At 30.2% G+C, this 23,177-nt stretch carries 21 protein-coding genes; 3 read left to right on the top strand and 18 right to left on the bottom strand.

Annotated elements, in window-relative coordinates:
• The first annotated feature begins 14 nt into the window (after positions 1-14).
• A complete protein-coding gene (locus tag HGI79_RS13055; RefSeq protein ID WP_185651134.1) occupies positions 15-1,181 on the top strand; it encodes a transglutaminase domain-containing protein in 1,167 nt (388 codons plus the stop codon).
• Between the two features lie 105 nt (positions 1,182-1,286).
• On the opposite strand, the gene HGI79_RS13060 is transcribed toward HGI79_RS13055, so the two are convergent.
• From HGI79_RS13060 to HGI79_RS13075, 4 genes are all read right to left on the bottom strand, one after another.
• The gene (locus HGI79_RS13060; RefSeq protein WP_185651135.1) at positions 1,287-2,855 is read right to left on the bottom strand and encodes a DEAD/DEAH box helicase; all 1,569 of its coding nucleotides are present in this window, start codon (positions 2,853-2,855) and stop codon (positions 1,287-1,289) included.
• A 290-nt stretch (positions 2,856-3,145) separates the two neighbouring features.
• Positions 3,146-3,313, bottom strand: a complete 168-nt coding sequence (locus HGI79_RS13065; RefSeq protein ID WP_185651136.1) for a zinc-ribbon domain-containing protein — start codon at positions 3,311-3,313, stop codon at positions 3,146-3,148.
• 625 nt (positions 3,314-3,938) lie between these two features.
• Complete coding sequence (locus HGI79_RS13070) at positions 3,939-4,469, bottom strand: hypothetical protein (protein ID WP_185651137.1); 531 nt, start codon at positions 4,467-4,469, stop codon at positions 3,939-3,941.
• A 281-nt stretch (positions 4,470-4,750) separates the two neighbouring features.
• The gene (locus tag HGI79_RS13075) at positions 4,751-4,954 is read right to left on the bottom strand and encodes a cold-shock protein (protein ID WP_185651138.1); all 204 of its coding nucleotides are present in this window, start codon (positions 4,952-4,954) and stop codon (positions 4,751-4,753) included.
• Positions 4,955-5,616: 662 nt separating this feature from the next.
• Between HGI79_RS13075 and infC the strand changes: the two genes are divergently transcribed.
• Positions 5,617-6,189 (top strand): translation initiation factor IF-3, encoded by a 573-nt coding sequence (gene infC / locus HGI79_RS13080; RefSeq protein ID WP_185651139.1) that lies wholly within the window; start codon positions 5,617-5,619, stop codon positions 6,187-6,189.
• Positions 6,190-6,593: 404 nt separating this feature from the next.
• Positions 6,594-7,100: a GNAT family N-acetyltransferase gene (locus HGI79_RS13085; protein ID WP_185651140.1), complete on the top strand. Its 507-nt coding sequence runs from the start codon at positions 6,594-6,596 to the stop codon at positions 7,098-7,100.
• Between the two features lie 518 nt (positions 7,101-7,618).
• Here the strand turns inward: HGI79_RS13085 and HGI79_RS13090 are convergent.
• The 14 genes from HGI79_RS13090 to HGI79_RS13155 all read right to left on the bottom strand — a co-directional run bounded on the left by HGI79_RS13090 (position 7,619) and on the right by HGI79_RS13155 (position 22,952).
• The gene (locus HGI79_RS13090; protein ID WP_185651141.1) at positions 7,619-7,999 is read right to left on the bottom strand and encodes a YopX family protein; all 381 of its coding nucleotides are present in this window, start codon (positions 7,997-7,999) and stop codon (positions 7,619-7,621) included.
• A 46-nt stretch (positions 8,000-8,045) separates the two neighbouring features.
• On the bottom strand, positions 8,046-10,205 hold the full coding sequence (gene recQ, locus HGI79_RS13095; protein WP_395939543.1) for a DNA helicase RecQ: 2,160 nt from the start codon (positions 10,203-10,205) through the stop codon (positions 8,046-8,048).
• A 261-nt stretch (positions 10,206-10,466) separates the two neighbouring features.
• Positions 10,467-12,047, bottom strand: a complete 1,581-nt coding sequence (locus tag HGI79_RS13100) for a spore germination protein (RefSeq protein WP_185651143.1) — start codon at positions 12,045-12,047, stop codon at positions 10,467-10,469.
• 247 nt (positions 12,048-12,294) lie between these two features.
• Entirely contained in the window at positions 12,295-14,010 is a 1,716-nt protein-coding gene (ade, locus tag HGI79_RS13105) for an adenine deaminase (protein ID WP_185651144.1), read from the bottom strand.
• A gap of 167 nt (positions 14,011-14,177) precedes the next feature.
• Positions 14,178-14,882 (bottom strand): ABC transporter ATP-binding protein, encoded by a 705-nt coding sequence (locus HGI79_RS13110; RefSeq protein WP_185651145.1) that lies wholly within the window; start codon positions 14,880-14,882, stop codon positions 14,178-14,180.
• On the bottom strand, positions 14,876-15,658 hold the full coding sequence (locus HGI79_RS13115) for an ABC transporter ATP-binding protein (RefSeq protein WP_185651146.1): 783 nt from the start codon (positions 15,656-15,658) through the stop codon (positions 14,876-14,878). The genes HGI79_RS13110 and HGI79_RS13115 overlap by 7 nt, the downstream gene beginning before the upstream one ends.
• On the bottom strand, positions 15,652-16,587 hold the full coding sequence (locus HGI79_RS13120; RefSeq protein ID WP_185651147.1) for a branched-chain amino acid ABC transporter permease: 936 nt from the start codon (positions 16,585-16,587) through the stop codon (positions 15,652-15,654). The genes HGI79_RS13115 and HGI79_RS13120 overlap by 7 nt, the downstream gene beginning before the upstream one ends.
• Positions 16,588-16,597: 10 nt before the next feature.
• Positions 16,598-17,482 carry a branched-chain amino acid ABC transporter permease gene (locus HGI79_RS13125; protein ID WP_185651153.1) on the bottom strand — a complete coding sequence of 295 codons (885 nt, stop codon included), beginning with the start codon at positions 17,480-17,482 and terminating at the stop codon, positions 16,598-16,600.
• Between the two features lie 158 nt (positions 17,483-17,640).
• A complete protein-coding gene (locus HGI79_RS13130; RefSeq protein WP_185651148.1) occupies positions 17,641-18,810 on the bottom strand; it encodes an ABC transporter substrate-binding protein in 1,170 nt (389 codons plus the stop codon).
• Between the two features lie 736 nt (positions 18,811-19,546).
• Positions 19,547-20,581: a WG repeat-containing protein gene (locus HGI79_RS13135; protein WP_395939542.1), complete on the bottom strand. Its 1,035-nt coding sequence runs from the start codon at positions 20,579-20,581 to the stop codon at positions 19,547-19,549.
• A complete protein-coding gene (locus HGI79_RS13140; protein WP_185651149.1) occupies positions 20,574-20,726 on the bottom strand; it encodes a hypothetical protein in 153 nt (50 codons plus the stop codon). Before HGI79_RS13140 ends, HGI79_RS13135 begins: the two co-directional genes overlap by 8 nt.
• A gap of 140 nt (positions 20,727-20,866) precedes the next feature.
• Positions 20,867-21,928, bottom strand: coding sequence for an iron-containing alcohol dehydrogenase family protein (locus HGI79_RS13145; protein ID WP_185651150.1), 1,062 nt, complete (start codon positions 21,926-21,928; stop codon positions 20,867-20,869).
• A complete protein-coding gene (locus HGI79_RS13150; RefSeq protein ID WP_185651151.1) occupies positions 21,909-22,583 on the bottom strand; it encodes an MtnX-like HAD-IB family phosphatase in 675 nt (224 codons plus the stop codon). The genes HGI79_RS13145 and HGI79_RS13150 overlap by 20 nt, the downstream gene beginning before the upstream one ends.
• 30 nt (positions 22,584-22,613) lie before the next feature.
• Positions 22,614-22,952, bottom strand: a complete 339-nt coding sequence (locus HGI79_RS13155; protein ID WP_185651152.1) for an arsenate reductase family protein — start codon at positions 22,950-22,952, stop codon at positions 22,614-22,616.
• Between the last annotated feature and the right edge of the window lie 225 nt (positions 22,953-23,177).

Genomic DNA, 23,177 nt, shown 5'->3' on the forward strand with positions numbered 1-23,177 from the left:
AAAAGGGAGATACTATGTTTAATAATAAACCTTTTAAAATTTTTTTAGGAATTACTATACTTTCAATATTAACTTTTTCTTTTTTATCTTATAGTGTTAATGGAAAAATATCCAAATCTGTTAACAATTCATCAACTAACAATAGTGCTGAAGTAAATAATACAATTATTAGTAATTATGATGATTATTATAATGCAGTTAAGAAAGCTATGAGTAACTATGATAGCAGCATAACTCTTAGAATAAAAAATTATAATAAGAAAATATATAACCTTGATGTATTTAATAAAATTTTAGAGAGTACTCCTGAATTAAATGGTATTTGTATAAAAGCTTCAAGTACAGTAAAATTTTCTATTCCTATTAAGTTAATAATAAATTTTGAGTACATTGACAGTAAAGAAAATCTGAAGAGTAAAGACAAGATAGTACATGAAAAGATTCAACAAATTGTAAATAGTGTAATTAAACCGGGCATGAGAGATTATGAAAAAGAGGCAGCTCTTCATGATTATATAATAAATAACTCTAAATACGATAACAGATTCTATACAGGTAATATGCCCAAAGAATCTAATACAGCTTATGGTATCTTAATAAAAGGCATTGGTGTATGTCAAGGATATGCAGAAGCTATGGACATGCTATTGAAAGCCGTTGGTATTGAATCTATACTAGTAATTGGTGATGCTAATGACAGTAAAAATTGGATTAGCCATGCTTGGAATATAGTTAAAATAGGTGGTGAATATTATCACCTAGATACAACTTGGGATGATCCTACTACCCGTGATGGTTCAAATCATCTTAGGCATTCTTATTTTAACGTTACAGATGAACAGATTAGTAAAAATCATAGATGGGATAGAAGTAAATATCCTAAATGCATAAATACTCAGTATAACTTTAATAATTTAAACTTAGTTGAAAAAGATGAATCTGGAAACATTATAACTGTAGTTAAAAATTATAGTGAATTTTATAAGACTATAAAGAATGCTCTTGGTAATAGTACTACTAGTGTAAGTATAAAAATTTTAAATTATGATGGAAATATCTATGATGTAGAACAGTGCGTTAGTAAAGCTTATGATGCTTTAAAAAGAGGTGGAAAATTTAGTTGGGTTAGCTATAATGACGAACTAAATAATTCTAAATATATAACCATAGATTTTCAGTAATTAATAACATATAACCACCAGACTGGTATATATGACGTCATACTGGTGGTTATTATATTCTATAGACATAGGTTTCCTGTAGACAACCTCGTTAACCTTATATCCTTATCTTTTTTTAGATATCTCAATTTTAACTTTTCTTCCACATAAATTTTTACCTTGGCAATACTTTAATATGGAATCAACGGAATCCTCATTTACATCAATAAATGAAAACTTTTCAAGAATATCTATGTTACCTATATCTACTCTACTACTGGTAACATTATCATTTAAAAACTGGATTAGCTGTTTAGGGTTAAGCCTATCCATACGTCCTACGGTGATAAATAATCTTGTAAAATTAGATGTTGATCCTATAAGATTTTCTGTATAATCGTAGCTTATTTCTTTTTCGTAAATCATTTTTAATAAAGCAGCTGCTACATCAACTAAATTGAATTCTTCATCCAATTCTGCCGCCAAAGGAACAAACTTTTTATAGTCTTCAGTTTCAAGTGTTTCCTTTATTTTCACAACTATACTCTTATATTTTGATAAAAATATCTCATCAACTGTTGGGATTTCTTTTCTTTTTATTTTACTTTTTGTATATTTTTCAATCTGTTTAAGAGTCATATATTCTCTAGCGGTAACAAGAGTATACGCAACTCCTTCTCTCTTAGCTCTTCCAGTTCTACCAATTCTATGAACATAAGATTCTATATCCTGCGGAAGATCATAATTAATAACATGAGATACATTTTCAACATCAATACCTCTTGCTGCAACATCAGTAGCTACTAAGAAATCTAAATTACCTTCTTTGAATCTTTTTAAAGTGTTTGATCTGTGATTTTGGCTCATATCTCCATGCATGCCTTCTACATTATAGCCTCTTGCCTGCATAGTATCTACTAATTCATCTACACCACGTTTTGTCTTGCAGAAAATTATGGCTGCAGTAGGTTCTTCAGCATCTAATATTCTACATAAGCATTCAAATCTATCCTTTTGTTTAATTTCATAATAATATTGAGACACAGTAGCTACTGTCATTTCATTTTTTACAATTGATACATGCTTACTATCAGGTTTCATATATCCTTTAGCTAATTTTTTAATTTCATTTGGCATGGTTGCTGAAAATAATAATGTCTGTCTATCCTTATTACAGTTTTTAATAATTTCTTCTATATCATCAATAAATCCCATGTTTAGCATTTCATCAGCTTCATCAAGTATAAAAAATCTAATAGCACTAAGATTAATAACCTTTCTTCTTATCAAATCTAATACTCTACCTGGAGTTCCAACTACTATATCTATTCCTTTTTTTAGAGCTTTGATTTGTCTTTCAATGGGCTGACCACCATACACAGGCAGCAGCTTTACTCTTGTATACTTAGCTATACGATTCAATTCATCGTTTACCTGAATTGCTAATTCTCTTGTAGGCGTTAATACTATACTGCTTATTTTTCCACCTAATTCACCTATATTATTTAAAACCGGAGCTCCAAAAGCAAGAGTTTTTCCGGTACCTGTCTGTGCCTGACCAATAACGTCATGACCTTCTAGGAGAATAGGTATTACCTCAGCCTGAATTTTTGAGGGTTCTTCAAATCCCATATCATCTATAGCCTTCAATATGTTTTCATTTAGACCTAAATCATAAAACTTTTTATTTTCCATTAACATTCCTTCTTTCAATTAATTATTTCTTTTGAATAATATTATTTGTTTATTATAAAAACTCATAATAAATTATTTAATCTACTTCATTACAAATTAAACTGTTATTTATGTGTACTATATAAAGTTTTAACCCTATATTCAAATATATACACTAATAAAAACATTTCTAAGTATTGTTATATTTCAACAACATATATTTTTAGTTTAACCTATAAATTCCACAAAATTAATAACAATAAAAAAACCCTATAAGAGTTATCTCTCATAGAGTTTATCCACAAATAGAATTATCTTCTGAATTCTCTATTGTTGTTTTGTTGTTTTCTAGCTCTTCTGCAATCAGCACATCTTTGTGGCTCATTTTCAAAACCTTTTTCTTTATAGAAAGCTTGCTCGCCTTCTGTAAAAACAAATTCTTTTCCACAATCTTTACAAACTAAAGTCTTATCTGCCATTTCAACATTCCTCCTTTTTATAGTTAAGATTTAAACTGATTTACATAACTTCTTATTAAGAGGAAATGTCTATAATCTTATTAAATCCTTATTGATCACATTAAGAGTATAACAGTTATATAAATAATATGCAACAACTAAAATGAAAATAATATCTTTTTAACATTATTTTTCTAGACATTCAGCTAAACATTCTTTTATAACCTCTTCTGTAGTTACGAATATTTCTTCAACGTTCATTTAAATACCTCTAAATAATCCCTATAGAAATGCTACAAAATAAAAGTATACTATTAAAAAAGTACTTAGTATAAACCTTGAAGAAAATTTTAAAAATTAGGAATTAAATTAGAATATTGAAATAGTGAGTTCAAGAATTGTAAATAAAAGATTCGTCAGTTTTCTAATTTTATTATAACTCTAATATTTGAAACAACTTTGATTTTGCAAATTATACTCTGCAACTTCTCTACAAGAAATAAAATTTATTTTATTCACACTTTAAAATATATCTTATTATTTGTTAAAGCACAATTTATTTTTATTGAAAATATACTTTAGTATATTAAATTGTTATGCTTAAGTTAATAAAAAATCATATTATAAATATACTATTCACAAAGCATTATTTATAAACCTTACTATAAACAGTATTTTTTGACTTAGTTTCTGATCGTGAAATCATTTCCTGCACAATATTCATATAAGCTTCAGATACCTCTGGACATACTGTTAGTATATTATCTATAACAAAATCAATATTACTATCATCTATAACTTTCCCACTATTCTCCTCATCCAAAATTATATTTTCACTATCTAGATGACTATATATAGTGTTTACAATCGGTGCCTGCATTACTTCATTATTTTCCATGCATCTTTCTGAAAAATATAATATTCCATCAATAACTATAAATTGCCCATATGCATATTCTTTTTCTTGTTTAACTGAACAATCATCCAAATTACAACAGTATTTTGTGTGCTCCACATGTTTTAAGTCTAGTATATAGCTATGTTCTCTTCTCACTAATACAGTCCTTACTTCAAGTTCTAAAAGTCTTTTCTTCATGTGTTTGGAAAAATTCTCTCCAAATTCTGCAATAAACTGTTTTATTGATATTGTCCTTTTCATCTTATAATTTTTTTTCACTATAAATATTCTCCTTTTAATTATTCTTTTTTATCTATCCTTAATTTAATACTACATGTTGAAATTCAATTTATACGCTATGCAGTTCTAACTTACCAACATTTTGTTAAGATAATTCATCTGTAGTATTAATTAGTTTTTGACTTATGAAGACGTGATTTTAAGCATAGTACTTGCTATATGAACCTATACTGTTTAAGTGAGATAAAAAACCACCTTTATGAAGGTGGCATAACATTTGCTGTATATTAAAATTCTTAAAATTTAATATGGCTAAACATTTACAGTTTTACAACATTAGTAGCTTGAAGACCCTTAGGTCCTTTTTCCACTTCAAATTGAACTTTTTCTCCTTCTTCAAGGCTCTTTCTAGCCTCATTTCCTTGGATTGCAGTGAAGTGAACAAAAACATCATTTTCTCCTTCAGCTGTTATAAAACCAAATCCTTTTTCTGAATTAAACCATTTTACTGTTCCAATTTTCATTAATTGTCCTCCTAAAGATAAACACATTATTATTGACATATTATTTTTACATCAAAAGTGTTTTTTTAAATTATTCTATTAGTATATCACAATAATTTAAAAATAACAATTTTTTTTTAATTATATAGCATTTATTTAATTTTTAGTATACATTTTCAAGTAGTTTGGATACTATAATTATAGTCAAAACAAATTTATCCGATAACTACCCGCTCTAATACTCATATATTTATAGGAAACTCCTCTTCAGAGGAGTACTTAAAGAGTAAGCGACCATATCAAAATCACAGATTTTGTATGTCTGCTTAACCGATTCGCACAAAATCACAGATTTTGGCTCTCTGCTTAAGTGGGAGTAAAGAGCTGCTACATCTCTGGATTCGTTCAACTAAGAATCAGGTGGGGGGTAAAAATGCCTAAATGGCATTTAACGGGCAGTTTAACCATGGTAATCGGCTATAAGAAACTTCCCTAGGGTCGTAAGACAAACCCCATCTGATTCAAGTTTCACTTTATTATGTATTCTATAATCTATTTGGAAAGAAAAAATATTGGACTTCTTGTAAAAATAATGTTAAGATTAAACAAGCTAATAATAAAATCGTACTAATATTTTAAAATAAATCATAAATTATTTGTTAATAGAATAAAAACGTTTTAGAATGTTAAATACTAATATATTATATATAATTTATAATTTTAAGCAAAAAATTCGGAGGTGTTGTGTTATTAATAAAGATTTTAATTTAAATGAAAGTATAAGGGAAAGGGAAATTAGATTGCTCGGTGAAGAAGGTAGTCAAATTATTAATACTAGAGAAGCTTTAAATCTCGCTAGAGAAAAAGACTTGGATTTGGTTATGATTTCACCAACAGCTAATCCACCTGTATGTAAAATAATGGACTACAGTAAATTTCTTTATGAACAAGCTAAAAAAGAAAAAGAGAATAAGAAGAATCAAAAAGTTGTTGATATTAAAGAAATAAGATTAAGTCCTAATATTGAAGAACATGATATAAATATAAAAGCTAATAATGCCAAGAAGTTCCTATCTAACGAGAACAAAGTTAAGGTTTCCATAAGATTTAGAGGGAGACAAAACAACTATACTAGTGTAGGAAATAAGGTATTTGACATATTTATTTCTAAAATAGGTGATATAGGAACTATTGAAAAACCACCTAGACTAGAAGGTAATAATATGATTATGATTTTAGCTCCAAAAAAATCATAATTCTTGATATAGAGAGGTAAGTATGCGATACTACCTCTATTAAGCTTTGGTAAGTAATTTATTATATTTCTAAAACTGAAACACTCCTATCTATAAAATTTGACTTTAGGTCCCAATACAAGTTTATAGTACAATATTATAGTTATAATAATTATACATTTACTATTTATCCGATGACTACCCGCTCTAATACTCCCATTTTTATATGAAACTCATCTTCATTAGGTCAGATGAGTACTCACAGAGTAAGCGACCATATCAAAATCATAGATTTTGGCTCTCTGCTTAATTGGGAGTAAAGAGCGGTTACGTCCCTGGAGTCGTAAGACAAATCCCATCTGATTCAAGTTTCACTTTATAATAACTAGGGTTTAAATATTGTTTATACGTTAGGGGGAAAATTTATGTTTAATAAACATGATATTACTTATAGAGATGCTTTAATAGAAGATTTACCTAAAATGGTGGAAATCTATAATTCTACAATTCCAAGTAGAATGGTAACAGCTGACTTAGAGCCAGCAACTGTTAAAAGTAAAGAAAAATGGTTTTACGAACATAGTCCAAAGTTTAGACCTCTTTGGGTAATTGAATATAAAGGTGAAATTTGTGGGTGGTTCAGTTTTCAGTCCTTTTATGGTAGACCAGCTTATAATGCTACTGCGGAATTGAGTATCTATATTTCTGAAAATTTTAGAGGAATGGGTCTAGGACGTATTGTTCTTCAAAAAGCTATTGATACGTGCCCTGAATTAGGATTAAAAACCTTACTAGGGTTTATATTCGGTCATAACCTACCAAGCCTAAAATTGTTTCACAGTTTCGGATTTAGTGATTGGGGAATATTACCTAATGTAGCTGAACTTGATGGCATTGAAAGAGATTTAATCATTGTGGGAAAGAGATTATAACACTTTCACTATAGATAGCCATGCCCGAATTTAACTTATACTCCGGAATATGCTTCCAAACTTCAGCACGTTAAAAACTTTTAATCAGTCTAAAGTTCGTGTTTAAGCAGAGAGCCAAAATCTGAGATTTTGTGCGAATCGCTTACTACTCTGACGGAAGGAAGAGTAGTTTCATTATAAATCTAAGAAGCTTTGATAAACTCGTACCTCAGTCCGGACCAACTTATCAATTACCATTGATAAGTCGCTGGTTGAAAGCCATTCAGGCTTTCAACCATATCAAAGCTCCTAATATTTTCAAAAACACTTCACTAAGACTGATAAAAAGTTTTTAAATGTGCCTTCAGTTTTGGCAGCATATTCCTACGTATAAGTTAAATTTAAGCTGTGGGTATCTATACTGGTATGTTTAAAATTCTATAATGTGGATATAATTAATAATATACTAATAAATCATAGTTCTCCAAATTATTAATTTATGTTGTTCTCTAAAAAGTAGCTGGTATTAAACTTACGAGCTATTTTTTCTGATTCTCAAATATGTTTCCTACTATAATTACATTTTTATTAATCATTTGAATATATAAATACTCATTCTCTACATAAAAACCATATATTTCATTTGAATCGCTAAATTCTCCACATTCCCCAATATATTTTCTAAAAGCATATTTTCCAAACTTAACAGGTAACTTTACAGAACTTGTTTCATTATTTATTGCAATAATATCCCCTTCGTATATTTCTCTATTACTTTTATCTCTCAATCCTGTGTACTGTGTTACCACAAATTTATCTTTTTCTTTAAAATATTCTTCCATTTCAACTATATTTTGTATATGGTAATAAAACTTATTTTCTCTTATACTCCAGGCTCTGAACTTAAATTCTCTATTCATATTCATCCCTTTCCTAACATTATAGAAATACAAATTACTATGTTTCTCAATTTAAAACATAATTTTTTAATATTACTGCCCTTATAATATCATAGGTAATTTCATCTGGAACTAACTGCTTAATGGGTAATAACCTTTCACTTCCAACCTTTTCGATAGCTTCTATAACTTTATCTTCCTGTTCTTTATTAAAAAGCTCCTGAAAGTCAACACTGAAATCTATGGAGTCACCTTCCCCTAAGTACTTAGCCATATGTCCTATTATTGTAGATACAGTATATCCTCTACGTTTAGCAATTTCAATTATACTTATTCCCTGTTTTATCATATTTATGGTTATTTCATGAGTCTTAAGCTTTTCACTGTGAGTATTTACCTCTTCAATATGAGCGGATGTTTTAGATTTTTTATTTGTAGTCCAATTAGTTTCAATATTATTTTCATCCACATATTTCTTTATAGCTTCAATAAATCTTTCACCATACTTTTGAAGTTTTAATTCTCCAACTCCTGAAATATCAAGAATTTGTTCTTTAGTTACTGGATATCTTGTACTCATATCCTTTAAAGTAGCGTCACCAAAGATAAAGTAAGGGGGTACTCCCTCAGCCGATGCTATTTCTCGTCTTACTGCTCTTAACTGTTCAAATAAATCATTATTAGCTGATATCTTTTTAGCCTTAGTAGCTTCTTTTAGTATCACCTTTTCTTCACCTTTTAAAACTTTTACAGACCTATCATTTAATACAACCGTTGGATATTCTCCTTCTCTTAAGGAAATATACCCATGAGCTATTAATGTACTTATAAAACTTGCTAATTCATCTTTTGTATAATTCTTTACTATACCATAAGTAGATAGTTCATTGAATTTATACTGTAAAACCTTTTTTTGGGTTGACCCTCTTAGAACATCAACTATCATATTTACCCCAAAATCTCTCTTCATTCTATAGATACAGGATAACACCTTCTGAGCATCTATAGTTTTATCAACATATTCTCCTTCATTCATGCAGTTGCTGCAGTTTCCACACTCTTCATACTCTACATTTTCACCAAAATAATTTAGTATATACTTTCTTAAACATCCATTAAAATGAACAAAATCAATCATATATTGAAGCTTTTTGTATTCATTATTTTTTCTATCAGGTGATTGTATACTAGTTTCTATTAAATATTTTTGTGTAATTACGTCCTGTGGTGAAAACATTAGTATACATTCACTTACTTCTCCATCACGACCTGCTCTCCCTATTTCTTGATAATATCCTTCAATATTTCTAGGCATATTATAATGTATTACATATCTCACATTAGATTTGTCTATACCCATTCCAAAAGCATTAGTAGCAATTATAAGATTTACTCTATCATAAACAAAATCTTCTTGATTACTTTTTCTTTCGTTATCAGATAAACCTGCATGATACTTAGTAACAGATATGCCTTCCTTATTTAACTTATCATAAAGGTTATCCACTTCTTTTCTTGTGGAAACATATATAATACCTGATTGCTCCTTATTTTCCTTTATGTAGTTAAGTATATATCCAAATCTATCTCCCACCTTTAACGCATTAATCTTTAAATTTTCTCTATCAAAGCCTGAAACAAAAATGCTAGGATTATTTAATTCAATGAGTCTTACAATATCTTCTCTTACTTCCTCTGTAGCTGTAGCAGTAAAAGCTGTAATTACAGGTCTTTTAGGCATACTTTTTATGAATTTTGATATATATCTATAGCTTGTTCTAAAATCATGCCCCCATTGTGAGACACAGTGTGCTTCATCTACAGCTAACTGTGATATATTTAATGATTTCATTAACTCACAAAATTCTAATGATTCCAATCTTTCTGGAGCCACATATAAGATTTTTATTTCATTTGATTTTAATTTAGACAGTATTTCTAAAATATCACTTTGTGAAAGTGAACTATTTATATATGCTGCACCTATTCCTAAGTCCTTTATGTTATCTACTTGATCCTTCATCAAAGAAATTAGCGGAGATATTACAAGGGTTATTCCATCAAACAATAATGCTGGAATCTGATAACAAATAGATTTTCCTCCACCTGTTGGCATTATAGCCAAAGTATCATTTCCATTTAATATACTTTCTACTACAGATTTTTGAGCTTTCCTAAATTCTTTGTATCCATAGTATTTCTGTAGAGCTCTTAAAGCTTTATTTATCAATGACTTCACCTCTGTTTATAAATAACTTACTGTTAAAATTATACCACAATATATTTATAAGCATATCCATAGATCATATTTATAGACACAATTTTTAAAAATATGCATGAGTTTGATACCTATAAATTTTAACTTGTTCACAATACTATAGATTACATTAGCAATAACATTCAGTAAATTATTTATATTTTTCACTTCTTCTTTTTATAGATATCTTTCTTTCTCATAAACATCCTCCTTCCTAGTTATAAATAAAATCTACTTATTACGTTTAGGAGTACGGGGACGCAAAGTTTTCTTCATGCGTTGAGAATCTTTAGTTTCCATGAATTCAGGCCTAGAAATCATAGCCCACCAAGGTGCTCGCACAAGAGTATCTTTAATAATAGATAAACTTAAAGGAGTCACTGGTGATAAAAAAGGAATACCAAAAGAACGAAGTTTAACCATATGGATCAAGATTATAAGAAGTCCTATAAATATTCCATATAACCCCAATGCACCGCTAAGGATTATCATAAAGAAACGAAGCATACGGATAGTTGGTGTTAAATTAAATCTGGGAATAATAAAAATTGCAATACCTGTAATTGAAACAACGATAACCGTTGCTGCTGACACAATACCAGCCTGTACAGCAGCCTGACCTATGACCAATCCACCAACAATACTCACGGTCTGCCCCGCCACTCGTGGCAAACGAGTACTGGCTTCTTGTAATCCTTCGAAAAAAATCTCCATAAGCAAACTTTCAACAAATAATGGAAAGGGCACACCTTCCCGCGAAGAAGCTATACTAAGCAATAAAGGTCTGGCTACCATTACTTGGTGAAAGGTTAAGAGAGCAATATAAAAAGAAGGTAAAAGCAACGCTATCCCTAAGAACAAATAACGTATAAATCTAATAAATGAAGCTGATATATAGTTACCATAATAATCTTCAGTGGCTTCCATCATTTCAACAAAGGTCTCTGGGGTAATTAGTGCCATAGGTGTGTTATCTACAAGAATCCCCACATGCCCTTCAAGTAAGCCAGCAGCCAGTCTATCAGGTCTTTCTGTAACTCCAAATTGAGAAAAAATTGAAAAGGAATTGTCTTCTATGAGTTCTTCAATATATCCACTTTCAAGTATTGCATCTATGTCAATTCGAGAGATTCTTTGTCGTACTTCCTCCACCAAAGAATCTTTTACAATACCGTCTAGATAAGTAATTACTATATCAGTTTTTGACAAACGCCCAACCTTCATATTCTCCATTTTTAACTTGTAGGTTTTTAACCTTCTTCTTATCAAACTTATATTAGTACGTAAATCTTCCGTAAATCCATCACGCGGTCCTCGAATAAGAGGTTCTACTGTGGGTTCTTCTACATTCCTCTTATCAAATTTTCTTAAATTCATAGAAATTGCTTGCTGTTCTCCATCAATCAATAAAACAGTATCCCCTGAGAGTATACATTCTACAACATCCTGAATATTTATACCTAATTTTATATTTGATGTTGTAATTACTTGATTTTGGAGAAAACTTTGTATTTGACCTACCTGAATATTTTCAGGTTGTATTGCAGTTTTGCCATAATTCAGCAAAGGTTTTAATATATCTGAGTCAATCAATTCGATATTCACAAGTCCATCTATGAAAATGAGCACTCCTTTTTTTGAGCCGCCAATTTCAATTTCCCTGTACACCACATCGAAGGTTTTATCAAAAATTATTTTCAATTGTTGAACATCATTTGTTAAATTACCGCTAAGTATTTGATTTATTATAGAATTGTCATTTTGATTGGATGTTGTCGTATTACTTGGAAACTCATTTGTTGGTCCTTCCATTTTACTGGCTGCCTCCTCCTACAAATTACACTTATACAAACACTGAACTTTTATTGTTTATAAGTACATACTCTCTATTTTGTGTTAGCCTTGTTCTTATTATAAATAATTATATTTATTTTTCTCTATATGTTAGTTTTTATTCCACTCTAACTTTCTCTGCCTGTATTTAATTTAAACCCAGTTAAACAAAAAAATATAAGGAATAGGTTTTACTCCTATTCCTTATATTAATATAAATTTAAATCTAGTATTCTATAAATTTAAACTGTGTAACATCAAACAACCCTTGATCTGTAACTCTAATTTCTGGGATAACCGGTAATGCTAGAAATGATAAAGTAATAAACGGATCTATTTTCTCATTAATTCCAAGGCTTTTAGCTTGTTCAAGCATGTTTTTTAGAGTATATTCCACAAACTCTGCAGTGTTATCACTCATAAGCCCTGCTACTGGCAGCTCTAGTGTACCCATTATCTTTCCATTACTTACAACTGTGTACCCACCATTTACTCTCTTTAGTTCTTCTATTGCAATTAGCATATCCTCATCGTTATCCCCTATAACAATAAGATTATGTGAATCGTGCGCTACGGTACTTGCTATAGCTCCATTTTTAATATTAAAGTTGCTTACTATGCCAAGACCTATATTTTTTGTTGCTTTATGCCTTTCTACAACAGCAATCTTTGAAAAATGTTCATCTTGTACAAAGACTCCATCAACAACTTTAACTTCTGAAACTTCCTTTTGCGTTATAAGTTCATTGGATGTTAACCGTATAATTGTAGCTTTATTGCTTTTTAAATTTATTTTTAAGTCATCTGTAGTAATGCTTGGAATTCTTACCGTATTAAAAACATTCCTATCTTCTATTTTTGATGAAATATCTATACATAATTTTTTATTTTCATATACGGTTTTCCCACGATATAGCACTTTATCAATATCAAAATCTTCAAGACTGTTTAATAGTATTAGATCAGCTGAATATCCAGGTGCAACGGCACCAAGTCTCTTGAGCTTATAGCATTGAGCTGAATTAATAGTAGCCATGCATATAGCCTCAATTGGATCAACTCCACAGGATATTGATTTTTTTACATTATAACTTATATGTCCATATTCTCTTATATCTTCTAGATGCTTATCATCAGTACAAAATATACATCTATCAAAGCCTATATTATTTGCTAATAATCCCTTCACAATATTATTTAGATTTTTAGCTGCAGAACCTTCTCTTATTTGTACATACATGCCTAATCTAAGATGTTCTATTACTTCCTCTATAGTTGAACATTCATGGTCTGTTAAAATTCCTGCAGCACGATAGGCATTAAGTTTAGCTCCAGTTAAATTAGGGGAATGCCCATCAATGATTTTGTTATCAAATAAGTCTATTTTTTTCAACATTGCTTCATTACCACTAATTACAGATGGGTAGTCCATCACTTCACCCAAACCAAGTACTCTATCATTAGATAAAAAAGCTTCGATTAATTCAGCACTTAAATCTGCACCATTATTTTCAAAGGGTGTACTTGGAACACAGGACGGCATCATAAAATAAGAATTTAAAGGCAGTGATTTTGACTGATTTAACATAAAGTTAATACCGTTAACTCCACATACATTAGCTATTTCATGAGGATCCGCAATAATAGTGGTTGTTCCATGTGGAAGCACTGCCTTAGCAAACTCAGATGGAGTAACCATAGAAGATTCAATATGCACATGACTATCAATAAGACCAGGACAAACAAACTTTCCTTCAGCGTCAATTTCATTAGCACCACTGTAGCTTCCTATTCCAACAATTTGATCCATAGAAACTGCTATATCCGCCTTAACTATTTCTTTTGTAAATACATTAACTATATTAGCATTTTTAATAACTAAGTCCGCTTTTTCATCCTTCATAGCAACCTTTATTCTTTTTTGTTTCATTTCTACGCTCATATATATTTCTCCTTTATATAATTCTCTATTAATTTTATTATATTATGTTAGTATATATGGAAATAATGCAATTTAAAATTGAAATTATTAAATTTCGGGCATGGTTATATAAAAATAAACCCATCCAGCTTTACGCTGAAAGGGTTTATTCAAACACTAGAGTTACTTTACGCTCCAAGATATGCATTTTTTACATTATCATCATTTAAAAGTTCACTAGCATTTCCTTCCATTTCAATGCATCCATTTTGTATTACATAGGCTCTGTGGGCAATCTTAAGTGCCATAAGTGCATTTTGCTCTACCAATAAAACTGTAGTACCCTTTTCATTTATATCTTTTACTATAGAAAAAATCTGTTTAACTATTAAAGGTGCAAGTCCCATAGATGGCTCATCTAGAAGAAGTAACTTAGGTCTTGCCATTAATGCACGTCCCATAGCAAGCATTTGTTGTTCTCCACCTGAAAGAGTTCCTGCCATTTGCCATTTACGCTCTAAAAGCCTTGGAAACATTTCAAATATTTTATCATAATCTTTTTTAATCTCAAGTTTATCTTTTCTAGAATATGCCCCCATCTCTAAATTTTCCATAACAGACATATTCATAAAAACTCTTCTTCCTTCTGGTACATGGGATATTCCAAGAGTTACAACATCATGCGCTTTTATTTTATTTATTTCGTTATCTTTAAATATAACTTTGCCATTCTTTGGTTTCAAAGCTCCAGAAATAGTTTTAAGTGTTGTGCTTTTTCCCGCCCCGTTAGCTCCTATTAATGTGACAATTTCACCTTGATTTACTGTTAAATTTATTCCTTTTAACGCATGAATAGCTCCATAATATACATTTACATCAACTAATTCTAGCATTCCTCTTCTTCACCTCCAAGATAGGCTTTTATAACCTTAGGATCATTCTTTATTTCTTCTGGAGTTCCTTCCGCAATAAGTTGTCCATACTCTAATACGTATATTCTGCTGCATACAGACATTACAAGAGACATATCATGTTCTATAAGGATAACAGTAATGTTGAATTTATCTCTTATCCACATTATAAGATCTGTAAGTTCTTTGGTTTCATTAGGATTCATACCTGCAGCTGGTTCATCAAGAAGAAGAACCTTTGGGTTTGATGCAAGGGCTCTTGCTATCTCCAATCTTCTTTGTTCTCCATAAGGTAAATTTTTTGCTAATTCATCTTTCTTATCTGCAAGATTGAAAACCTTAAGTAACTCCATTACCTTTTCATCAGCGGCCTTCTCTTCTTTATAGAAAGCAGGTAATCTAAAAAAGGAGGAGAAAAGTCCATATTTAGTGTTTTTATGAAATCCTACTCTTACATTTTCCCCTACAGTCATATCGTTAAAAAGCCTTATATTTTGAAATGTTCTTGATACACCAGAAGCAGCTATTTCATAAGGTTTCATATTTTTTATAGAAGTTTCTTTTTCAAGATTATAAACTATATCTCCTTCTGTTGGATCATATATACCTGTAAGCAAGTTAAAAAGGGTGGTTTTCCCTGCACCATTTGGTCCAATTAAACCTATTATTTCTCCATGTTCTATGTTCATATTAACACCAGATACAGCTTTTACTCCACCAAAAAATCTAGACAAGTTATTTACCTTCAGTGCTAACATTTTGGAGTCTCCCCTTTCTTAAATAATTTTAATTTATAGTTCCCCATAAGTCCCTGAGGCCTATAAACCATTATAACAAACAATATAACTGAGTAAATTACCATTCTAAGTTCTGGTACGCTTTGGAGTACTAAAGATATTAAAGAGAGGGCTATAGCTCCTACCACTGACCCCATAATACTTCCCATACCGCCAAAAACTACAATTACAAGTATATCTATGGACTTCATAAATCCAAAAGCATCTGGTTTTATAAAGTAAAAATAGCCAGAATATAAAGCACCAGCTGTTCCTGCAAAGAAAGCACCGACACTAAAAGCAAGTACTTTATAAAAAGTAGTATTTACTCCCATAGCTTCTGCGGCAATTTCATTTTCTCTGATAGATATACAAGCTCTACCACTTTTAGAATTTATAAAATTTCTTATTAATATAATTGTTGCTGCAGTAACAAAATAGAGCCATGTCCAAGTAGTATTCTGAGGAATATCATTTAGACCACTAGCTCCTCCTACATAATCATTATTTAGAATTACAATTCTTACAATTTCTCCAAAGCCTAAAGTGGCTATAGCTAAATAATCACCTTTTAATCTTAATGTAGGAATTCCTATAATAATACCCGCTAGAGCAGCAACCACTGCTCCTAAAATAATTCCTGCAGCAAAGGTCATACCAAACTTTGCTGTAACCACAGCTGATACGTACGCTCCAACGGCCATAAAAGCTGCATGTCCTAGAGAAAATTGACCAGTGAAACCTGTAATAAGATTAAGACTTACTGCTAGTATTATATTTATTCCAATCACTACTATATTAAGTAAAATATATGAATCTACGATTTCCGCATTTATTAATACCTGTCCTAATATATATAGGAAAACTACCATGAATGCCCCAATTATATTATTTTTATTTAGTATTTTCATGCTAACCCTCCTATACCTTTTCTTTTACATTACGACCTAAAAGTCCATTAGGTTTTATTAACAGTATTAGTATTAGAATTGCGAAAGCCACACCATCTTTATATAAAGAGCCTCCATAAGCACTAACCATAGTTTCAGTCATACCAAGGAAATATCCTCCAAATACAGCTCCTGGTATAACACCTATACCACCAATTACAGCTGCTATAAAAGCTTTAAGTCCTGGAACAACTCCCATAAGAGGATTTATAGAATTATAATATACTCCTACTAGTACTCCTGCTGCACCAGCAAGAGCAGATCCAATGGCAAATGTGAAGGACACAGTTTTGTCAACACTTATACCCATATATTGAGCAGCTTCTTTATCCATAGCTACTGCTCTCATAGCCTTACCAACTTTTGTTTTGTGTATTACGTATTGAAGTACTATCATTAAGATAACTGTTATTAATATAATATAAATATCGGTAGTATTTAAAATTACTGACCCATTAAATAATTTTAAACTTTTATTTTCCAGTACCTGTGGAAAAGTTCTAGTCTCTGCTTTTACAAAATACATAGTTCCATACTCTAAAAATAAAGAAACACTTATTGCAGTTATTAATGCTGCTATTCTAGTAGAATTTCTTATAGGTTTATACGCTACTTTTTCAATTAAAATACCAAGAACCGCACACAACAGCATTGATATAATTAATGCTGGAAAAAAACCTAGATGAAGAGATGTTGTAACCGCAAATCCTATGTAGGCCCCAAGCATATATATATCACCATGAGCGAAATTTATTAGATTTATTATCCCATATACCATAGTATAGCCTAAAGCAATTAGTGCATATATGCTTCCTAAAGAAAGGCCATTAATAAGTTGCTGTAAAAACTGTTGCACTTTTTTCACTTCCTCCTTAAAAATATATCTATTAGCTCAATTATAAAGACAAGTTAAAAATTATTCATCCATATTAAATTAAAGACTCACTGAATTTCAATTAATACTTTTGGGGTAAAATTATAAATTTGGGTAGAGAGACCTCTACCCAAATAATATTATTGTGGTGCTAACTTCTTTAAGAATGTCTGTTCACCATTCATCATTTTAAGTATAGTTATTGATTTTATAGGGTTATGTTTGCTATCTATAGTAACTGTACCTGTAACTCCTTTAAAATCTTTAGTTGATGCAAGAGCGTCTTTAATTTTAACAGGGTCTGCTTCTCCGCTTCTCTTTATAGCATCTGCTAATAAATATGCCATATCATATCCAAGAGCGTTGAACGCATCTGGTTCTTTATTATACTTAGCTTTAAAAGCTTCCTTAAATTTCACTACTTCTGGTGCAGTATCTTTTGAAGAATAGTGGTTTGAATAGTAAACATCATTTAAAGCACTTTTTCCTGCTAATTCTAAAAGCTTTGGTGAATCATAACCATCTCCGCCAAGTATAGGCACATTAAGTCCTAATTCTCTGGCTTGTTTAACAATTAAGCCAACCTCTTCATAATATCCAGGAAGAAATACTACATCAGGATTTGTTCCTTTAATTTTTGTTAAAACTGCTTTAAAATCTGTATCCTTTGCCTGATATGCTTGTTCTGTTACAATATTGCCACCAAGTTTCTTATAAGTTTCAGTAAAGCTTTTTGAAAGACCTTTACTATAATCACTAGTACTATCTACAAGTAAAGCTGCATTCTTTTTGCCTAAGTCGCTATATGCAAAATTAGCCATATCAACCCCTTGGAAGGAATCACTGAAACAAGTCTTAAATACATATTCTCTTACCTTACCATTGCTGTCTACTGTAACATCATCTGCAGTAGCAGAAGCTGATATTAAAGGAACTTTGTTTTGTACAGCAATTGGGGCAGCTGCTTTTGTATTTCCAGAAGTAGCAGCTCCTAACATAGCAACTACCTTATTTCTTGTAGCAAGCTTTGTAGCTACGTTAGCTGATTCAGCATTTTCTGATTTGTTATCTACTTTAATTGCTTCTATTTGTTTACCTAAAACTCCACCGTTTTTATTTATTTCTTCAAAAGCAAGATCAATTCCCTCTACTAAAGCTTGTCCATATGTAGCTAGCGCTCCTGATAGCTCATAGTTTAATCCTACCTTTATTTTATCTGACTTAGCAGATTCACTTGTGCTTTTGCCACAGCCTGCTAATGAGCCTGTTACAAATAATGTTGCTAAAAGCAAGGATAACTTTCTTTTCATATTAAATTCTCTCCTTTATGTTATTATTTTCTTTTAAACGTTGCTTGATATAAGACTACCAATGAATAGCCCTATGATAACTTCCACTAGGCATGTACTCCGTCTAGTAGTTTCATAAAATTATAATACCATATTCATATATATGCATCATAATTTTCAAACATGTTGCCCCCCTTTGTAAAAACTAGTAGAGTAAAAAACTCTACGTGCATTAGAATACACGTAGAGGCCCTTCAACACTGTACCACTCTACTTCACTATTACCTTAAGATAATAGCCCTTTTCTACTTCTACTAAACCACGGTCCGTTAACGCAATACTACGTTATGACTTATAAATTTCAGTCATACAACTCTGAAGTGATTATTGCTATGAGCTTAACCCGGTTTTTAGCTTGTCCGATCCTCTGGAATTAGACCTAAAATAGTTTTATCTTCGTCATCATTCTCAAATTTTGAATATTTAACTGCTTTTCTCAGTCAAATAATTTATTGAAATTTTATCACAACATTTTACTCGTGTCAACTTATTCTATGAAACAAAAAATTATTTCCAGTGAACTTTATTCATTCTTGCTGTATTAATACAATCAAATTTAACTATTTTTAGCAGGATATATAGCTAAAAATACTTTTACTACTGAAAAGATAATATAATATAAAAAAACTAATGAATATAAAAGACCGCCTAAAAATTGTTAAAATTCAATTTTAAAGCGGTTCTAATATTCCTATTATTAAATTTTCCAGATATACTCTCCATTTTTGTTTATATATCTGGTTCTATTTTCAAACAAAACCTTTGCAATTCCATTATTAAATACCGATACTTCATCAAAAATAGGTTCTATGATAAATTTACATTCTTTATCTATATATCCCCATTTACCATTTACTTCTACTGATATTAAATCTTCGCTAATATCACCTACACTATCAAACTTTACATGAATTATTTCAGTTCCATGTTTATCTATAAAACCATATTTATCTTCAACAGCTACTGCTGCCAATCCTTCATAAAAATTTTCAGCCCAATCATATTTTGCAGTTATAACAATATCTCCCTTAGTATTTATAAATCCATACTTATCATTTAACTCAACGGCTGCTAGCCCTTCGTTAAAGTCATTAGCTGCAGAATACTTAGGTTCTATAGCTATATTTCCTGATTTATCTATGTATCCATATTTTCTACCAGTTTTTACTACTGCTAATCCTTCTGAAAAACCATAAGCATAATCATATTTAGGTTCTATAACTATAGTTCCCTTCATATCTATATATCCTAATTTTCCTCCTAGTTGTACCAAAGCCAAATCTTCTTTAAAGTCAAAGGCATCCAAAAACTCTGGCTCTATTGCTATATTCCCTTGTTTATCTATATATCCCCATTTATAACCTACTCTTACAGCAGCCAATCCTTGTGAAAAAGCATTAGCTTCATCATACTTAGGTTCTATAGTTATCTTCCCTTTATTATCTATATATCCTTTTTTACCATTTAGCTCAACAACAGTTAACCCTTCATTTGAATCATAAACATCATCATACTCAATCTTACCTAATAAGTTTCTGTCTTTATCTATAAATCCAAACTTTTCACCAATACTTATTACAGCTAGTTCGCCAAAAAACTCCTCAGCATAGTCAAATTGAGGTTCTATAATAATTTTTCCACTGTTATCTATATATCCATATTTTCCATTTAATTTTATTGGGTAAAGGGTCTTTTCTGCTTGCATATCAGTAATCTCCTTTTCATTAATCAAATAATCCACCTGTTTTTTTGTTCCTAATAGCTTTTTTTGTATTACCAATTTTTTTATCTGGTCTTAAATTAGCTCCATTTTGTAGACTTTTTTTCTTTTTTTCTTCAATTAGCTTTTTCATCATTTCAATATTTTTATCTGACATTTTTACTCTCCCTCGTCCCAGTATAAATTTTATAGTTATCTTCTCCAACCCACATTATACAATACAGTACGGTTTTATTCCAATATAATACGTTAAAAATAACATTCATAATTTGCAAATGTTATTTCTATTTAGTTATCTTATATCAATATTTTATTTAGTATTTTATCTTCTTCAATAATTTTTTTAGCAGTTTTTACATTTTCTTCTAAATGAATATAAGTATATCTACCAGGCTTTATTGATGCCGCAATTTCTACTGCCCTTTTAAAATCTTCTTTCTTCATTTTTAAAGTTTCCACATAATCAAAGAAACCTGTGTTTTTTAATATATTTGTAATTCTTTCAAATCTATGCTGTTGTACTTTAGCCATTATATATGTTGCTACCCCCACCTGTATGCCATGAAGCTGAGGCACCTGAAGAAACTTATCCAAAGCATGTGATATTAAATGTTCTGATCCACTAGCCGGAGAACTATTTCCCGCTATTTCCATGGCAATACCATTCATCGTGAGGGAGTCAACTAATTCCTTTAAAAACAAATCGTCTTTTACACTGGTAAATTCAGTTCTTACAAAACTATTTACTGCTTTTTTTGAAATCATTACAGCAAAATCATCTACAATAGCTTTTTTATTTTCTTCTTCAAATTTCCAATCATATAAAGCTGTTATATTAGACACTAAATCTCCTATACCTGAATATATAAATTTTTCTGGTGCACCTTTTATTACGTCTATATCAACTATTATTCCATAAGGAGTCTTAGCAGGTAACGAGGTTCTCTTTCCTTTTAACATAAGTGATGCTCCAGAGCTGGAAAAACCATCATTAGACGTAGATGTTGGTATGCTTATGAAAGGCAACTTTCTTAAAAAGCCCATATACTTCACAGCATCTATAGCTTTTCCTCCTCCAACCCCAATTAGAGCTTCTACATCGTTTGGAATTTCAAAAGCTCTTACGCCAATATCTTCAAAATCTATATTTGTAATAGTTCCTATATTGGCAACTTCTATTTGTTCTTTACTTATAGATTTTATGATAGTATCACCAAATAATTCGTATATTCCTTCTCCAAAATATATAGAAACTTTTTTAAACATTGCTTTTTTTATTAAATTACCTAGGTACTTTATGTTTCCCTTACCTACTTCTAATATGGATGGAATAGCTATTCTATGAGTTGTTCCTTTCATTATCCCACTTCCTTAAATAATTTTGTACCTTTTCCCATACTTCTGAAAAATTTTCAAATTTTATAAATTCTTTATTTTCTTTTTCTAGAAGTTCCACAAGACTTCCCTTTGCAAATACTACATCTGCAATAAGTGCTGCTTTAAGATCTGGCTCACTATCTCCCGCATAAAAAACCTTATTGTATTTTTCTTTTAATTTCTTTACAACCTTATACTTATCAATACCATATATTTCAGAGTAGAACTCACTACTTTCATCTAATACAAAATGAATTCCGTTATCCTTAAACACACCTTTATTTGAGTAAATTTCTACATCTTTTATTTCTTGTTTTTCAAAAACTTTCTCTATATAATAACTTGTTCCAGCACTTACTATAATAAAGTCTCCTCCTGCTAACCTAATATTATTCACAAATTCCTTAGCATAGGAATCAATAGATATCTTTAATATATCTTCATATATTTCCTGTTCGTTTCTTTTTATGTTTTTAAAAACATATCCTAAATAGTCTACATCTTTTATTTTCTTGGCCCTCCATTCTTTATATAATTCTGCACATTCCTCTTTTAAATAATCATCAGTTATAATCTTGTAAAAATCTTTTTTTGTAAGAGTTCCATCGAAATCTGATATAAATACAAACTTTTCCATATACATTCTCCTCTTATTCCTTATGTACTTTTATTCCCAATCTTTCCAAACTTCTGGTTTAAAACCTACTGTGGCAAGCCTTCCATTTCGTACTATAGGGGTTTTATACAATTTAGGATTATTTATAAGTATTTCTTCCTTAACTTCGCTATTTCTAATAAATTGAAGGTTTAATTTTTTATATTCTTTTACTTCACTATTAATCAGATTTGTTAAACCTACTGAAGCTTTAACACTATCTAACTCACCTTTGCTTAGGCCCTTCTTAGTTAAATCAATTAATTGATATTTAATTTTTCTTTCTTTAAAATATCGTTCAGCCTTTTGGGTATCAAAACATTTCTTAACACCGAAAATTTGAATATTCATTAGTATGTCTTCTCCTTACAATTATTAACTTTAATTTTATCATAATTTTATTTACTAAAGCAAAGAATTAGTTTATGCGTATTTCTAATATACTTTCATATTTTGAGCATAGTAAAATAAATAAAGAACTTTTGAAGAATCTACTATAGATAACCACAACTTAAATTTAACTTATACGTAGGGATATATTACCAATGTTGAAGTCACATTTAAATATTTTTTTAT

The sequence above is a fragment of the Clostridium sp. DJ247 genome, assembly GCF_014231265.1.

What these genes read in the sequence shown, in the direction of transcription:
- HGI79_RS13085 (WP_185651140.1), top strand. Translation starts at nt 6,594, where the DNA reads ATGTTTAATAAACATGATATTACTTATAGAGATGCTTTAATAGAAGAT.
- HGI79_RS13140 (WP_185651149.1), bottom strand. Translation starts at nt 20,726, where the DNA reads ATGTCAGATAAAAATATTGAAATGATGAAAAAGCTAATTGAAGAAAAA.
- HGI79_RS13100 (WP_185651143.1), bottom strand. Translation starts at nt 12,047, where the DNA reads ATGGAAGGACCAACAAATGAGTTTCCAAGTAATACGACAACATCCAAT.
- HGI79_RS13115 (WP_185651146.1), bottom strand. Translation starts at nt 15,658, where the DNA reads ATGTTAGCACTGAAGGTAAATAACTTGTCTAGATTTTTTGGTGGAGTA.
- HGI79_RS13120 (WP_185651147.1), bottom strand. Translation starts at nt 16,587, where the DNA reads ATGAAAATACTAAATAAAAATAATATAATTGGGGCATTCATGGTAGTT.
- HGI79_RS13060 (WP_185651135.1), bottom strand. Translation starts at nt 2,855, where the DNA reads ATGGAAAATAAAAAGTTTTATGATTTAGGTCTAAATGAAAACATATTG.
- ade (WP_185651144.1), bottom strand. Translation starts at nt 14,010, where the DNA reads ATGAGCGTAGAAATGAAACAAAAAAGAATAAAGGTTGCTATGAAGGAT.
- HGI79_RS13075 (WP_185651138.1), bottom strand. Translation starts at nt 4,954, where the DNA reads ATGAAAATTGGAACAGTAAAATGGTTTAATTCAGAAAAAGGATTTGGT.
- HGI79_RS13065 (WP_185651136.1), bottom strand. Translation starts at nt 3,313, where the DNA reads ATGGCAGATAAGACTTTAGTTTGTAAAGATTGTGGAAAAGAATTTGTT.
- HGI79_RS13110 (WP_185651145.1), bottom strand. Translation starts at nt 14,882, where the DNA reads ATGCTAGAATTAGTTGATGTAAATGTATATTATGGAGCTATTCATGCG.
- HGI79_RS13150 (WP_185651151.1), bottom strand. Translation starts at nt 22,583, where the DNA reads ATGGAAAAGTTTGTATTTATATCAGATTTCGATGGAACTCTTACAAAA.
- HGI79_RS13145 (WP_185651150.1), bottom strand. Translation starts at nt 21,928, where the DNA reads ATGAAAGGAACAACTCATAGAATAGCTATTCCATCCATATTAGAAGTA.
- HGI79_RS13090 (WP_185651141.1), bottom strand. Translation starts at nt 7,999, where the DNA reads ATGAATAGAGAATTTAAGTTCAGAGCCTGGAGTATAAGAGAAAATAAG.
- infC (WP_185651139.1), top strand. Translation starts at nt 5,617, where the DNA reads ATGTTAAATACTAATATATTATATATAATTTATAATTTTAAGCAAAAA.
- HGI79_RS13155 (WP_185651152.1), bottom strand. Translation starts at nt 22,952, where the DNA reads ATGAATATTCAAATTTTCGGTGTTAAGAAATGTTTTGATACCCAAAAG.
- HGI79_RS13055 (WP_185651134.1), top strand. Translation starts at nt 15, where the DNA reads ATGTTTAATAATAAACCTTTTAAAATTTTTTTAGGAATTACTATACTT.
- HGI79_RS13130 (WP_185651148.1), bottom strand. Translation starts at nt 18,810, where the DNA reads ATGAAAAGAAAGTTATCCTTGCTTTTAGCAACATTATTTGTAACAGGC.